11 protein-coding genes are annotated in these 14,677 nt (G+C 72.2%); 7 read left to right on the top strand and 4 right to left on the bottom strand.

Annotated elements, in window-relative coordinates:
• The first annotated feature begins 16 nt into the window (after nt 1-16).
• On the top strand, nt 17-1,138 hold the full coding sequence (locus WMF12_RS39830; protein ID WP_437853633.1) for an AI-2E family transporter: 1,122 nt from the start codon (nt 17-19) through the stop codon (nt 1,136-1,138).
• A 57-nt stretch (nt 1,139-1,195) separates the two neighbouring features.
• On the opposite strand, the gene mrtC is transcribed toward WMF12_RS39830, so the two are convergent.
• Entirely contained in the window at nt 1,196-2,026 is an 831-nt protein-coding gene (gene mrtC, locus WMF12_RS39825) for a myxosortase MrtC (protein ID WP_437853631.1), read from the bottom strand.
• 240 nt (nt 2,027-2,266) lie between these two features.
• Here mrtC and WMF12_RS39820 point away from each other — a divergent pair, with 240 nt between their 5' ends.
• The 5 genes from WMF12_RS39820 (at nt 2,267) to WMF12_RS39800 (ending at nt 9,490) form a co-directional block, all read left to right on the top strand.
• Entirely contained in the window at nt 2,267-3,682 is a 1,416-nt protein-coding gene (locus tag WMF12_RS39820; RefSeq protein WP_437853629.1) for an extensin family protein, read from the top strand.
• Nucleotides 3,683-3,873: 191 nt separating this feature from the next.
• Nucleotides 3,874-4,866, top strand: coding sequence for a serine/threonine-protein kinase (locus tag WMF12_RS39815; protein WP_437853627.1), 993 nt, complete (start codon nt 3,874-3,876; stop codon nt 4,864-4,866).
• Nucleotides 4,863-6,239: a serine/threonine-protein kinase gene (locus WMF12_RS39810; protein WP_437853625.1), complete on the top strand. Its 1,377-nt coding sequence runs from the start codon at nt 4,863-4,865 to the stop codon at nt 6,237-6,239. The genes WMF12_RS39815 and WMF12_RS39810 overlap by 4 nt, the downstream gene beginning before the upstream one ends.
• A 52-nt stretch (nt 6,240-6,291) precedes the next feature.
• Nucleotides 6,292-7,284: a hypothetical protein gene (locus WMF12_RS39805; RefSeq protein ID WP_437853624.1), complete on the top strand. Its 993-nt coding sequence runs from the start codon at nt 6,292-6,294 to the stop codon at nt 7,282-7,284.
• A gap of 88 nt (nt 7,285-7,372) precedes the next feature.
• A complete protein-coding gene (locus WMF12_RS39800; RefSeq protein ID WP_437853622.1) occupies nt 7,373-9,490 on the top strand; it encodes an ATP-dependent helicase in 2,118 nt (705 codons plus the stop codon).
• 27 nt (nt 9,491-9,517) lie between these two features.
• Here WMF12_RS39800 and WMF12_RS39795 read toward each other — a convergent pair whose 3' ends face one another.
• The gene (locus WMF12_RS39795) at nt 9,518-11,182 is read right to left on the bottom strand and encodes a nitrite/sulfite reductase (RefSeq protein WP_437853620.1); all 1,665 of its coding nucleotides are present in this window, start codon (nt 11,180-11,182) and stop codon (nt 9,518-9,520) included.
• An 85-nt stretch (nt 11,183-11,267) separates the two neighbouring features.
• Between WMF12_RS39795 and WMF12_RS39790 the strand changes: the two genes are divergently transcribed.
• The gene (locus WMF12_RS39790) at nt 11,268-12,464 is read left to right on the top strand and encodes a trans-sulfuration enzyme family protein (protein WP_437853618.1); all 1,197 of its coding nucleotides are present in this window, start codon (nt 11,268-11,270) and stop codon (nt 12,462-12,464) included.
• A gap of 77 nt (nt 12,465-12,541) precedes the next feature.
• On the opposite strand, the gene WMF12_RS39785 is transcribed toward WMF12_RS39790, so the two are convergent.
• Entirely contained in the window at nt 12,542-13,099 is a 558-nt protein-coding gene (locus WMF12_RS39785; RefSeq protein WP_437741956.1) for a response regulator transcription factor, read from the bottom strand.
• 7 nt (nt 13,100-13,106) lie between these two features.
• Nucleotides 13,107-14,579 carry a sensor histidine kinase gene (locus WMF12_RS39780; RefSeq protein WP_437853615.1) on the bottom strand — a complete coding sequence of 491 codons (1,473 nt, stop codon included), beginning with the start codon at nt 14,577-14,579 and terminating at the stop codon, nt 13,107-13,109.
• Nucleotides 14,580-14,677 lie beyond the last annotated feature (98 nt).

Here is a 14,677-nt window from a genome sequence, read left to right as displayed (position 1 = left end):
GCGAGCGCACCCGGCGATGCAGCAAGATTTTCAGTCCGATCGATGGCTGTCGTTCGCCCTCCGGGCGGGGCTCATCGCTCTGTTCTTCTGGATGGTGAAGGGGCTGCTCGTCCCCGTCCTGCTCGGCGGTCTGGTCGCGCTCCTCGTCTCCCCGCTCCAGCGCCGCCTCGCGCCTCGACTCGGCCGCTTCCGCCAGTTCGCGCCCGCGATCTCGACGGTGGGCGTGATCATCCTCGTGTGCATCCCGCTCGCGGTGATCATCATCGAGGCCTCCGCCTCGATAAGCCGCTTTTTCGCGCGCGATTGGTCGAACACGATCGAGCGGGTCCAAGGCCTCCTGAACGACGGGAGGATAACGGCGCTCCTCAACAGGGCTGGTCTGTCCGGGGACGATGTCCGCACGTACGTGAGCAACCTGTTCGAGCGGGTGGGCAGCTCGATCGCCGGCTTCGCGGGCGGCATGGTCGCCGCGGTGCCGCAGACGATCGTCGACGCGTTCCTGTTCGTCGTCGCGCTCTACTACCTGCTCCGCGACGGGGGCCTGCTGCTGCGCTGGCTGCTCACGCAGTCGCCGTTCAGGAACGAGGAGACGGACGTCCTCTTCGCGTCGATCCAGGACACGGTGCACGGCGCCGTCCTCGGCCTGCTCGCGACGGCGGCCGTCCAGGGGACGCTGACGACGATCGCGCTGTTTGTCTGCAACGTGCCGGGCGCGTTCCTGCTCGGCCTCCTGGCCACGCTGCTCTCGCTCGTCCCCATGATCGGCACCACGCCGGTCACGCTGGGTGCGGCCGTCTACCTGTTCGTCGTCGGGCGCATCGGGGCGGGGATCGGCATGTGCGCCGCGGCGGTCCTCATCGGGCTCTCGGACAACGTGATCCGGCCGTGGGTCCAGAGCTCGCACGGCGGGATGCACCCGCTCATCGCGCTCCTCGCCATCTTCGGCGGGCTCGAGCTGTTCGGCGCGGCGGGGATCTTCATCGGCCCGGTCGTCGCCGCGATCGTCCTCTGGGCGGTCGACACGCGCGCGGGCATCTCCAGTTCGGGCCTCCCGCTGGGCCCGTACACGTCGCAGCCGCCACCCTCGCTGACGTCGCCGACATCGCGACCGCCTCCGACGTCGCGACCGCCGGTGTGACGCGGCGGCGCGCCGGAGCGCCGCGAAAGGCGCGCTCCGCGCCCTCGAGCGAGGCGCTCACGGTGACAGGCCGTAGCCGCGGGCGAGGGTGAGGGAGAGGAGGTTGCACGCCGCGTGGAACACGAGCGGCGCCCCGATTCCGCCTGTGCGCGCCCGCAGCCATCCGAAGAGGAGCGCGGGGAAGAAGACGGCGAGCCGGGCCGGGTGCTGGATCGTGAGCACGTGGCCGATCGCGAAGATCGCCGACGAGAGGAGCCACGCCGGGCCGAGCGTCGCGCCGGCGACGCGGAAGCGCGGCGGGAAGACGCGGTCGAGGGCGCTCTGGAGGTAGCCCCGGAAGAACGCCTCCTCGGGCAGCGCGACCACGAGCAGCTGCGCGGCGATCTCGTCGGCGAGCGAGGGCGGCGGGCGCAGCACGAACGGCGAGGTCGCGCCCCAGTACAGCCGGTAGCCCAGCCAGAAGAGCGGGAAGACGATCGCGGCGACCAGCGTCGCCCAGGCGACGGCGCGGAGCGCGGCGCGGGCGAGGCGCCTCGCCGACAGCGGCACGGGCTCCAGGAGCCCTCCGAGGGACAGGCCGTGGGCGCGGATCGTCGACTCGTCGTACCTCAGCACGAGCCAGGACGTCGCCGCGAAGAACGTGAGGCCGACGAGCGTGCCGGCGTAGCTCTTCGGCGCGGCGTAAGACACCGTCGTCACGGCGGCGGTCGTGATGCCAGCGGCGAGGAGCGCGCGCGCCGCGGTCGGCTCGGGCGGCCGCGGGCGCTCGCGCTCGCGCTCGTCGACGCCCGCATGCGCGGCGTTCGCGTCTGCCGGCGCGCCAGGTGTCTCGTCGCCCGCAGGTGCGCGGGCGTCTCGGCTCGGTTCGATGGGTGTGGGCGGCTGCAAGGCGTGTTCGTCGCGGAGGGGAGCGCGCGGTGCGGGGGCTTACGCGGGGATCGCGGCGACCAGGGGTCGCGGCCGCGCGCGCTCAGCCTAGCCGTCACGATGTCCCTCCGCGATGGTCAGCGCTCGGGGCGGCGCGATTCAGGTGCTGCACACGGGTCCAGCCACCGCCCATTTTCTAGCCTTCCAGCCCGGCCACGTTAGAGTGCGGCCGCTGTGGCGTTTTCCCGACTTCGCTGTCTGATGAAGCCGTTGGCCTGCGCGCTGCTTGCGTCCGTCGCGACGCTCGGTCCGGCGCCCGCGTCGGCCGCGTCGCCGTTCCTCACGACGCCGGAGGCGAGCGTCGCCGAGGCGTCTCCGGCGTACCGCTACGCCAACATGACGAACGAGGAGGCGCTGGTGGAGCTGGATCGCCGGAAGATCCTGTACCTCAAGGTCGACCACGCGCCTGGGGTGCGCGCTCCGATCCGGCTCACGGGTCGGCTGAACGGCGTGAACTTTCATTCGGTGCTCCCGCCCGAGCAGCGCGTGACGAGCATGTTCGAGATCCTGGACGCGCGCCTCGCGCTCGCCCTCGACGATTTCGCGGCCGTGCTCTCGAGGCACGATATCGACGAGGTCGTCCATTACACGATGTATCGACCCAACGTGCCGATGCGCGGCCGCGAGGGCGTGGACGGTGACGGAGAGCACGGGCACCCGATCGCTCATGCCAAGGCCGCTGACAGCGCGGTGCAACAGGCAGAGGCCGCGGACGGCGCTGCCCGCGAGGAATCGACGAGGCAGGCCTCGCCGGTCGAGCCTGCGCCGCCGGTGGAGCTCGGCAAGAAGGGCGCGCTCGATGGGACGTCCAAGGCACCTGAGGAGCGGCCGCGACGCCTGAAGGAGAAGGGGGCGGCGGAGGCCGCGTCGAAGGAGAAGGGCGCAGCGGAGGCCGGGCCGAAGGCGAGGGCCGCAGTGGAGGCCGGGCCGAAGCAGAAGGGTGCGGCAGAGACCGGGCCGAAGGCGAGGGCCGCCGCGGGGGCTGCGCCGAAGGAGAAGGGCGCAGCGGAGGCTGCGCCGAAGCAGAAGGGCGCAGCGGAGGCTGCGCCGAAGGAGAAGGGCGCAGCGGAGGCCGCGCCGAAGGAGAAGGGCGCCTTGGAAGCCGATCCAAGCGTCGCTTCCAAGGCTCCTGGCCAGCGGACGCGGACGATCGCTGCGCGCAGCGGGCCGGCCAAGAAGGCCGCCGGCAAGGTCGGAGCGCGCCGCGCTGCTCGGCGCAAAGCCGCGGGGCCGACCCGGGCGACAACGTCTCCGGTCAAGCACCGTGGCGACGTCGCGCTGCGCAGCGATGCAGCGCAGAAGCCCCGCGGCACGTGGGCTCCGCCGGGCACGCGGCACCCCGCCGGCCTGGCCATCGACGTCGGTGCCCTCAAGAAGCGCGACGGCACCTGGATCAGCGTCGCGCGCCACTTCCACGGCCGCATCGGGGACAAGACCTGCGGTGACGGGGCACCCCAGCCCGAGCTCCCCGAGGCGCGCGAGCTCCGGTCCATCGTGTGCGAAGCGGCGGACCTCGGGATTTTTACATACGTGCTGACGCCCAATTTCAATGCGGCGCACGTCGACCATTACCATATGGAGATCAAGCCGGGCGTCCGGTGGTTCCTCTATCACTGAGCGAAGGCCGCGCGCCCCTTGTGCAGCCCTGAACGGCTCGCAGCGCGTCCCACTGCACATCCGTTGATTGCGCGTTTTTTGATGATCTGAGCGGTTTGTTCGCGCAACTTCTGCCACGAGAGCGACGATTCCCTTCCCGAACGAAGGCGCCGGCGCTCCGCCGCGCGCCCCCGCGAGGGAGGTCGACGGACATGGTGCAAAAGAAAGACGGACAGCCGCTGCCGGGGACTTCCTACCGTGTGCTCCGTCGGATCGGGGCAGGCTCGTGCTCGGAGGTCTTCGAGGTGACCGGGCGCCGCGGCCAGCTGCGGGCGCTCAAGCTGCTCCGCGCCATGCACGAGGGGTCGAGCGAGATCGGAGCGCGCCTGGTCCAGGAGGGGCGCGCTCTCTCGGCGCTGAGCCATCCCCACATCGTGAAGGTCGAGGAGGTCGGCGTGACGAGCGACGGCCGGCCCTTCCTCGTCATGCCGCGCCTCTTCGGCGAGACGATGCGCGAGCGGCTCGACGCGCGCGGGCCGCTCGCGACGCCCGCCGCCGTGCACATCGCCATCCAGGTGCTCGGCGGGCTCGCGGCGACGCACCGCGCTGGCATCGTCCACCGCGACATCAAGCCGGCGAACGTCTTCCTCGCGCAAGCGAGCTGCGCCGAGCAAGGCGTTGCCGATCTGGAGAGCGCGCCCGGTGTGCCCGAGGCCGAGCACGCCGTGCTCATCGACTTCGGCATCGCGAAGGTGAGCCGCGAGGGGCTGGAGGCGTCGACGGGCTCGAACGTCCTCGGCACGCCGCGCTACCTGTCGCCCGAGCAGATCCGCGGCGAGGAGGTCGACGCCCGCACGGACGTGTACGCGGTGGGCCTCCTGCTCTTCGAGGCGATCACCGGGCGCGGTCCGTTTCCGGTGGTCGACTCGATGGCGGTGATGCGGGCGCACCTCAACACACCGGCGCCGCGGCTTCGCTCGCTCCTCTGGGTGCCTCCGGCGCTCGATCATGCCGTCGCGCGCGCGCTCGAGAAGGATCCGGGGCTCCGCTGGCAGACGGCGGACGCGATGGCCGCCGCGCTCGCGGAGGCGCTGGGCGAAGGCGGGGGCAGGGAGACGCCGGCTCACGGCGGAGCGGGGCGCGCCGCGCCGCCGGACGGCGAGCGCAGCGCGCGGGCGCACCTCGCGGCCGGAGAGGCGCGATGAGCGGCGCGTCCGCCGAGTGCTCCGGGGCGCGCACGCTGCTCTACGCGCGCGGGGTGTCGCTCGCGCCGAGGGCGCCTTTCGCGCGGTCGCTCCGCGCGCCGGGCGAGGGTGAGGGCGAGCCGTCCGAAGGCGCGTGGCCGCTCCGCGCGCCGGGCGAGGGGGAGCCGCTCCCCGGCACACCGTATGTCGTGCTGCGCCTGCTCGGCCAGGGCGGCATGGGCGAGGTGTACGAGGTCGAGCACCGGGCGCTCGGTCGACGGTTCGCGGTGAAGGTGCTGCACCGCAGCCACGCCGGCCGCAGCGATCTCTCGGCGCGCCTGCGCGCCGAGGCGCGCTCGATCGCTCGCCTGCGCCACCCGGGTCTCCCCGACGTGTTCGATCTCGGCGTGACCGACGGTGGCCGCCCCTACTTCGCCATGGAGCTCCTCGAGGGGCGCGATCTCCGGACCGAGCTCGCGCGCCTCGGCGTGGTCGCGGTCCCGACCGCGCTCGACCTGGTCCTGCAGGCCCTGTCCGCGCTGTCGCTCGCGCACGCGGCGGGCATCGTCCACCGCGATCTCAAGCTCGAGAACCTGTTCCTCTGCGACGACGGCACGCTCAAGGTCCTCGACTTCGGCGTCGCGAAGCTCCTCCACGCCAGCGCCTCGCTGACCGCTCCGGACGCCGTCATCGGCACACCCAGGACGATGGCGCCCGAGCAGTGCGCCGCCCAGCCGATCGATCCGCGCGCGGATATCTATGCGATGGGGCTCGTCCTCTACGAGCTCGTCGCCGGGCGAGGCCCCTTCGACGAGCTGCGCGGCCGGGGCGACGCGCTCCGCTTCGCTCACTGCGAGCAGGAGCCTCCTCCTCCCTCGCGCTTCGCGCCGCAGCCGATCCCGGCAGCGCTCGAGCGGCTGATCCTGCGCGCGATCGCGAAGGCGCCCGAGCATCGCTTCCAGACGGCCGCCGACATGGAAGCCGCTGTGCGCCGAGTGCACGTCCGGTTGCACGACGGATCGCCCTCGAGCGCCTGGCCGGTGGTCAGCGCGACCGCGCTCACCCCGACCGCGGCCGACGCCGTCGCGGCCTGCACGCCTGCGCGCGGCGAGGCATCCGCGGAGGCGCAGCGCCGACCGCTGCTCGCCGCGTCGGCCGGCGCCGCGCGCCTGTCGCGCCGCCCGAGGGCGCGCTCGACGCGGCGCGCACCTCCGGCGCGGCCCGTCGCCCGTGCGGCGTCGCGCGCCTCCGCGCTCGCCGTCTGCGCGCTCGCCGTCGCGTCGGCCGCGCTCGGGCTCGCGCTGGCGCAGCGCTGGATCGCGGCGAGTGAACCCCCCGCGCCCGCGCCGTCGTCCGCGCACGCCGGGGCGCAGGCGCGCTCGGCTGTAAGGTAGCCTCGTCGCGCCCGTTCTCTGGTCGACACCGCAAATGCGGAGTGGAGGGACCATGAACCGGATGCGACGAATCGGGCTGGCTTGTTTGGCGATATCGCTCCTCGCGGGCACCGCCGGCTGCGGCGGCAGCACAGCGGCCCGGCCGGCGGATTCCACGGCAAAGGGGGGACGCGCGATCACGGGCGCTCCCGAGCCCTCCAGCGCACAGGGGTTCCAGGATGGCGCCGCGTTCGACGAGCCGGGCGCGCCCGCCGCGCCGCCGTCGCTCGACGCCTCGCCCGCGGCGCCTTCGGCCGAGATCGAGCGGCCCTCCGCCACGGGCGGCGCCTCGCGCGCCGAGGGAGCGGCGCGCAAGGCGCCGAGCAGCCAGGTCGCGCCGGAGCCCATCGATCGCCCGGGCCTCGGCACCGAGTGGGGCGAGACGCGCGTGTCGCGCATCTCGACCGCGCCGTTCGTCCGGGCCGACGTCAACCGCCCCTTCGTGGTCGCGAGCCTTTTCTACAACGACGCCGAGGGCGCCCGCGCCATGGCGAGCGCGTCCGGCTTCCGCCGCACGTCGCCGCAGGCGTTCACCTTGGCGGGCGGCGCCGTCGCGGTCGGGCTCCGCGGCGAGGGCGGCGGCTTCCTGAGCGGCTTCGTCGCCGGCGAGAAGAGCCACGTCATCGGCGAGGCCGGCCAGCGCTACAGCATCGTGCTGCGCAACCTCACGCCGACCCGGATCGAGTGCGTCGTCTCCGTCGACGGCCTCGACGTCATGGACGGCCAGGCCGCGACGTTCAGCAAGCGCGGTTACCTGATCGATCCCCACGGCGAGCTCGAGATCGACGGCTTCCGCCAGTCCGTCGACACGGTCGCCGCGTTCCGCTTCGGCTCGGTCCGCGGCTCCTATGCGAACCAGAAGCACGGCGACACGAGGAACGTCGGCGTGATCGGCGTGGCCCTCTTCAACGAGCGCGGGACGACGCCCTGGACGTTCGACGAGGTCCAGCGCCGCCGCGAGGCGAACCCGTTCCCTGGGCAGTTCGCCACGCCGCCCGGTATCTGAGCCTTTTCAGCGCCCATCCCGCGTCCGCGCCGCGCTCCGGTAAAATCAAGCTCCCGCTCCGCCGCGCGCCGGGCTAGGCCACGGCACGGTGTCGGACTTATTGAACCCGTCTCAACGTGCGGCCGTCGAGCACGAGCTCGGGCCAATGCTGGTGCTCGCCGGCGCAGGTTCCGGCAAGACGCGTGTGGTGACCACGCGGATCGCCCGCCTTCTCGATCGCGGCATCCCGGCGCGCTCCATGTTGGCGATGACCTTCACCAACAAGGCCGCCGCCGAGATGCACGAGCGCGTCGGCAAGCTCGTCGGCTCCAAGGTCGCGCGCGAGCTCAAGGTCTGCACCTTCCACCGCTTCGGGCTCGACGTCCTCGGCGCGGAGACCCGCGCCCTCGGCCTGCGCGGCGGCTCCTTCGCCATCTTCGACCAGTCCGACGCCCTGGGGGTCATCCGCGAGATCCTCCGCGAGCTCCGCGCCGGCAAGAGCTACGACGTCAGCGCGATCCTCTCGCGCATCTCGAACGCCAAGAACGCGTTCCTCGACGCCGAGACCTGGGCCGAGGCGCAGCGGCAGGGCAAGGGAATCGACGAGTACGACGAGATCTCGATGCTCGTGTACCCGCGCTACATGGCGGCGCTGCGCTCGTTCCAGGCGTTCGACTTCGACGATCTCATCTGCGAGGTGGTCCGCCTCTGGCAGGCGCGCGCCGACGTCCTCGAGCGCTGGCGGATGCGCTACCGCTTCGTGATCGTCGACGAGTACCAGGACACGAACCGCGCCCAGCTGGAGCTCCTGCGCCTGCTCTGCGGCGAGCACCGCAACGTGGTGGTCGTCGGCGACGACGACCAGTCGATCTACGCCTGGCGCGGCGCCGACGTGCGCAACATCCTCGATTTCGAGGAGCACTTCTCCGGCGCGAAGGTCGTCAAGCTCGAGCACAACTACCGCTCCCGCAAGCCGATCCTCGACGTCGCGAACGCGGTGCTCGCCAAGTCCGGCGCCCGGCGGCACAAGAAGTCGCTCATCGCCACCCGGCTGGAGGGCGACAAGGTGCGGTCCATCATCTGCGTGGACCCGGACGTCGAGGCGAGCTTCGTGGCCACGGAGGCGCAGCGCCTCCTGGAGCGGGAGGCCGCGCGGCCGAAGGACATCGCCGTGCTGTACCGCTCGAACCTCCAGGCGGCCGCGATCGAGTCGGCCCTCAAGGAGCGGCAGATCCCGATCCGGATGATCGGCGGCCAGCAGTTCTTCGAGCGCAAGGAGGTCAAGGACCTCATCGCCTACCTCCGCGTCGCGCTCAACCCGGGCGACGAGATGTGCCTGCGGCGCATCCTGAACTACCCGGCGCGGGGCATCGGCGACGTCGCGGTGGCCAAGCTCGGCGCCTACGCGACGGCGCACGACGCGTCGCTCTGGACGGCGGTGTCGCGGCCGCACGCCGTCCACGAGCTGACCGCCGCCGCGATCGAGGGCTGCCGCCAGCTGCTCCGGATCATCGAGGCCACGCGCGCGCGGTTCGAGCGCGGCGAGCCCTCCGCGGAGGTCGCCCGCGCGCTCCTCGCCGACGCCGGCTTCAAGGAAGACATCATGGCCGGCTCGTCCACGGCCAACGCCGCGGCGCGCCGCTGGGGCAACATCGAGGGCCTGCTCAACGTCTTCGCGCGCCGCGACGAGAAGGGGAAGGGGGACCGCGCGAGCTTCGCCGAGTTCCTGCGGCTGCTCGCCCTGCGGCAGGACTCCGAGGAAGAGGAGGCCACCGACCGGGTGACGCTCACCACGATGCACGGCGCGAAGGGGCTCGAGTTCCCGTACGTGTTCGTGATCGGCCTGGAGGAGGGGCTGATGCCTCACCAGCGCAGCCTCGACGAGCGCGCCACGGACGCCGCGCCGAGCGGCGCGGAGGGCGGCGACACGGGCGGCCACAGCATCGAGGAGGAGCGGCGGCTCTTCTACGTCGCGGTCACGCGGGCCCGCGATCGGCTCTACCTCACGCGGGCGAAGCACCGCGGCTCGCGCGGCAAGATGGTGCCGAGGACGCCGAGCCGGTTCATGCTCGAGATCCCCCCCGAGCTCCTCGAGGAGCGCGAGGAGCTCGCGCCGGTCGCTCCGGGGATGGAGAAGGTGAAGGCAGGCGCGGCCGGCGTGCTGGCCGCGCTGTCGATGAACCCGTTCGCTGGAGATCCCCCCCTCATCCCGCGCCGCCGCACCTGAGCGGGGCGCGGGACGGCGGGGGTTCGGTCAGACGGCGCCCTCGGCGGCGGCGAAGCCGGCGCGGGTGATCTCCTGCACGCCCTTGCGCGTGACGAAGTCGCGGAAGCTCTCGCCCTCGGCGCGGCCGTCCATGTAGAAGCGCGCGATGGCGGCGATCACCTTGGGCGTCTCCTCCTCAGGGATGCGGCCGTCGAGGCGCTCGCCGATTCGTGCGCTCGGGCCGCAGCAGCCGCCCACGCGGAGCGAGTAGTGCGGGCGCTCGACGCCGTCCTTGCCCTTCACCATCAGGCCCGTCATCCCGATGTCCGCGACGTGGTGCTGACCGCACGAGTTCGGGCACCCCGAGATCTTGATGTCGAACTCGCCGAGCGCGCTGACGAAGTCGTCGGTCTCCTGGCGGCTGCCGTTCGGCACCAGGTGATCCCGGATGCGCGTGCCGACCTCCATGCTCTTCGTGATCGCGAGCGTGCAGTAATCGCCGCCGGGGCAGGTCACCACGTCCGTGATGTGCCCCGCGTCCGCCTCGGCGAGGCCGATCTGCGAGAGCTCGCGGTGCAGGCCGAGGATCTTCGCCTCCGGCACCCAGCGCAGCACGAAGTTCTGCGTGTTCGTCGCCCGCACCTCGCCGTTGCCGAAGCGCCGGGAGATGTCGGCCAGGCGCTTCAGCTGCTCGCCCGTGATGTCGCCGAGCGGCAGCTTGACGGTGGCCACCCGGTAGCCGGGCTGCTTCTGCGGGATCGTGTTGGTCCGCTTCCAGCGCGCGAAGGCGCCGTCGCCGAGCGTCTCCCGCGACGGCTCGAGCGGGGGCGGGTCGCTCTCCCGGTACTCGGAGACGTACCGCACCACGTCGGCCGCGAGCGCGTCGCCCCGCGCCGCCTTGATGCGATCGAACTCCTCGTCCAGCCTGCGCAGGAACTCGGCCTCGCCGATCTTGCGGAGCAGGAACTTGAGCCGCGCCTTCTTCCGGTTCTTTCGCTCGCCGTCCCGGAAGAACACGCTGACCACCGCCTCGCACGCCGGCAGCAGATCGGCGATCGGGATGAACTCCCGCCAGAGGTGGGCGACCTCGGGCGTCGAGCCGAGCCCGCCCGCCACGTAGACGGCGAAGCCCTGGCCGAGATCGCCGACCTTGGCCAGGAGGCCGACGTCGTTGATCATGATCTGCGCGTGATCGCGCGCGCTGCCCGACAGGCCCACCTTGAACTTCCGCGGCAGCCGCCGGTTGTGCTCGTGGAAGAGGAAATGCTCGGTGACCGCGTGCGCGTAGGGCGTCACGTCGAACACCTCGTCCTCGACCACGCCCGCGAGGTGCGACGCGGTCACGTTGCGGAGCGTATCGGCGCACGCGCCGACCGTCGTCACGCCAGCGCGCGCCAGCGCGCGCTGCAGGTCGATCGTCTCCTCGATCTCCAGGTAGTGCAGCTGGATGTCCTGGCGTGTTGTGACGTGCGCTAGCCCGCGGCCCCACCGCTCGGTCACTTCCGCGAGCGCTTCCAGCTGCGCTGCCGTCAGCTGTCCGCCGGGGATCTTGATCCGCTGCATGTGCTTCACGTGCGCGAGCTGCGCGTAGACACCCATGGCCAGCCGTAGAGGGCGGAACTGGTCGGGGGTCAGCTCACCACGTTTGAATTGGGCGACGTTCTCGGCGTGTACGTCGATGGCCGCCGCAAGGCGCTCGACTCGTTGCGACATATCCGATGGTATTCCCTATATTTCCGACGCGTCAAGTGCGACAATTATCACCGCCGGTTCCACGAGGTATCCAGCCCCCAGCACCATGAAGACCGCTCTGCCGAACTCGACCGAAGCCGTGCACGCGGGCGTACTCCGCCAGCGCCCCTCCCACACCCTCGCGCCTGCGATCGCGCAGACGGCGACGTACACCTTTGCGAACACGGCGGACCTCGAGCGCTATTTCGCCGGAGGCGACGCGGATCCCGAGCGGCAGGAGTACGGCCGCTACGGCAATCCCACGGTGCGCGAGGTCGAGCAGCGCATCGCGGCGCTCGACCGCGCGGAGGATGCGCTGCTCTTCGCGAGCGGGATGGCGGCGGTGACGACCACGGCGTTCGCGCTCCTCAAGGCGGGCGATCACGTCATCCTGTTCCGCGACGTGTACCGCCGCACGCGGCAGTTCGTGATCAACGTGCTGTCGCGGCTCGGCGTCGAGCACACGCTGATCGACCCGGGCGCGTTCGATCAGCTCGAGGCGGCCATCCGGCCGCGCACCCGCTTCGCGCTCAGCGAGTCGCCGACGAACCCCTACCTCCACTGTATCGACCTGTCCCGCTTCGCCGAGATCTGCAAGAAGGCGCGGGTGAAGACGGTCGTCGACGCGACGTTCGCGACCCCCTGCAACTCCGACCCGATCGGCCGCGGCATCGACCTCGTGGTCCACAGCGCCAGCAAGTACCTGTCCGGCCACAACGACGTCCTGGGCGGCGCGGTCTCCGGATCGAGCGCGCTGATCTCGCTGATCCGCGACATGCGGAGCGTCCTTGGGGGCATCATGGATCCCCACGCCGCGGCGCTGATCGGGCGCGGGATGAAGACGCTCGCGCTCCGCATCGAGCGGCAGAACGCGACCGGGCTCGCCGTGGCGCGCGCGCTCGAGGCGCACCCCGCGGTGGAGCGGGTGTTCTACCCGGGGCTCCCGTCGCACCCGGATCACAAGGTCGCGGCGGAGCAGATGCGCGGCTTCGGCGGCGTCGTGAGCTTCACCGTGCGCGGCGGGCGAGAGGCGGCGTCGCGCGTCGTGGACGGCGCGCGCATCGCCGCGATCGCCCCGAGCTTCGGCGGCGTGGAGACGCTCATCGAGCAGCCCTGCATCATGAGCTTCCACGAGCTCAGCGACGAGCAGCTCGCGGCGATCGGCATCTCCCCCGCGCTGATCCGCCTGTCGGTCGGCATCGAGGAGACCGAGGACGTCGTGAGGGACGTCCTCGGCGCGCTCGACGCGCTCGGCGAGGCCTAGCCCCGCGAGCGAGCGCGCCGCCCACGCGAATCCGCCGCGAAGCGGCGCAGAAGTCCGACCCTCCCTGGCGGGCGGAGCTAGCCCCCGAGCTTCTTCAGCTTCCGCTGCAGCGTCCGCCGGTCGATCCCGAGCAGCTTCGCCGCGGTGGCCACCACGCCGCCCGACTCCCTCAGCGCGGCGCGGATCGCCTCGCGCTCGAGATCGTCGAGCTTCAGGCTCCCCGGCGGCGGCGTCGGCGCCGCCGAGGCCGAGGGCGGGGGCCGCTGGCGCTCCCGGAGGCTCGCGGCCTCGCGCAGCAGCTTGTCCGCGTCGACGGGCTTGCTGAGCAGCGTGTCGGCGCCCTCGCGCATCGCCGCCACCGCGAGCGGGATGTCCCCGAACCCGGTCAGCATCACGATCGCCGCGTCGGGCTGCAGCTTGCGGTACTGGGCGAGCGCGCTGAGCCCGTCGCCGCGCGGCATGCGGTAGTCGATGACCACGAGGTCCACCGGCTCGTACTCGAGCGCCACGAGCCCCTCGTCGATCGTCGCCGCCGTCCTCGCCACGACCCCGCGGCGGCGCAGCGCGCCCTGCAGGGTGGTGCGGAACGCGTCGTCGTCGTCCACGAGGAGCGCCGTCTCGATCCGTCGCGTCATCTTCACCTCAGGCGGCCCCGGAGCGCTTCAGCGCGCCGGGCAGATCCGCGTCCATGGGGCCCGTGCCCCCGTCGAGGCGGAGGCGCAAGGTCGCCTTCGCGCCCCCGGTCTCGACGCTCTCCATGCGCAGCACCGCGTTCATGCGGGAGGCCATCATCGAGCTGATGTAGAGCCCGAGCCCCATCCCTCCCTGCGACATCTTCGTCGTCTGGAACGGCTCACCGAGCCGCCCGGCGATGTCGGGGTTGAGCCCCGGCCCGTTGTCGGAGACCCCGATCTCGCAGAGGTCGCCGCGCTCGACGACGCTCACCTCGATCCGCTGCTCGGTCGAGTCGGCCGTCGCCTCGGCGGCGTTGGCGAGCAGGTTGACGAGCACCTGGCAGAGCGCCGGCCGCAGCACGTCCGCCTGCACCGGCCGCGGCGTGTCGAACGCGAGCTCGCCGCGGTAGCCGAGCCGCGCGAGCTCGACCTTCGCCAGGTCGCGGACGAAGCGGGTGAGCTCCAGCGGCTCCATCCGCTGATCGAGCCGGATCTGGCCGCGCATCAGCCCGATGATGTCGCTCGCGCGCCGCGCCTCGCCGGCCACGGTCTCGGCCATGCGCGCGGCGTCCTCGGAGCCCGTCTCGCGGGCCACGTCGACGAGGTCCTTGCTCGCGAGGAGGATCGTCGCGAGCGGCGTGCTGAGCTCGTGCGACATCCCGCCGACCATGCGCCCGAGCATCGCCAGCCGCTCGTTTCGCTGGCTCTGCTGCCGGAGCTCCTCGAGCCTGTGCGCGTAGACGACGACGAAGAAGCCGAGGAACAGCGTCAGCGACGTGAGCGACACGAGGTCGCCGAGCCGCCGGATGCGCTCGCCGCCGAGCGGCGCCGCGTCGAGCGGCAGCGGCGTCGCGTACGTGAGCACGGTGATGGCGGCCAGCGTCAACAGGCCCACGAGCACGGTCGTGCGCCGCGGGCAGAGGAGGCCGGAGAGCGCGATGTGGAAGGCGAGGAAGACGGCGAAGGGGTTCGCCAGCCCGCCCGAGAACCAGAGCATCCAGGCGTTCGCGATCACGTCGCCCACGAGCTGGGCGCGCGCGTGATCCTGCGCGGGCTCGCGCGCCGAGGGCTCGCCCCCGTCCGGCCGGCGCGCGCGCCGGACCCGGAAGGTCCAGGCGACGTTGGCCGCCGCGATCGCGGCGATGCCGACGATCAGCGGAGCGAGCCCGAGGTCGGGGACGAGCTTCCTGCCCGCGACCGTGGTCGCGATCATCCCCGCGATCGCCCCCCACCGCAGCTGGATCAGCCACCTGTCGGCGGTGTCCCAGGACGGGGGCTTCGGCCCGGAGAGCAGGACCGCGAGCCGCCGGCGCGCCGCAGGGGGCGCGCCGCTCTTGGCGGGGTCGTGCCCTGCGTCAAGCGACCATGGCTGGAAGGAGGAGTGCATCCGCGCGCGGACAGGGGGGCTTTCCAGGGCGCGGTCGAGGCGTCCGGCGTCCATCCCGGAGCAACCTTCCGACGTTGCCTTGCATCCGCTCCCTTGTACCGCGCACGAAAGCCGCGAGCACGCGCGAGGTGCGCCCCGGCCCACATCCGGGG

Source organism: Sorangium sp. So ce363 (genome assembly GCF_051520435.1).
GTDB lineage: Bacteria > Myxococcota_A > Polyangia > Polyangiales > Polyangiaceae > Sorangium > Sorangium cellulosum_B.
This window is presented reverse-complemented; position numbering and strand designations above follow the sequence as displayed.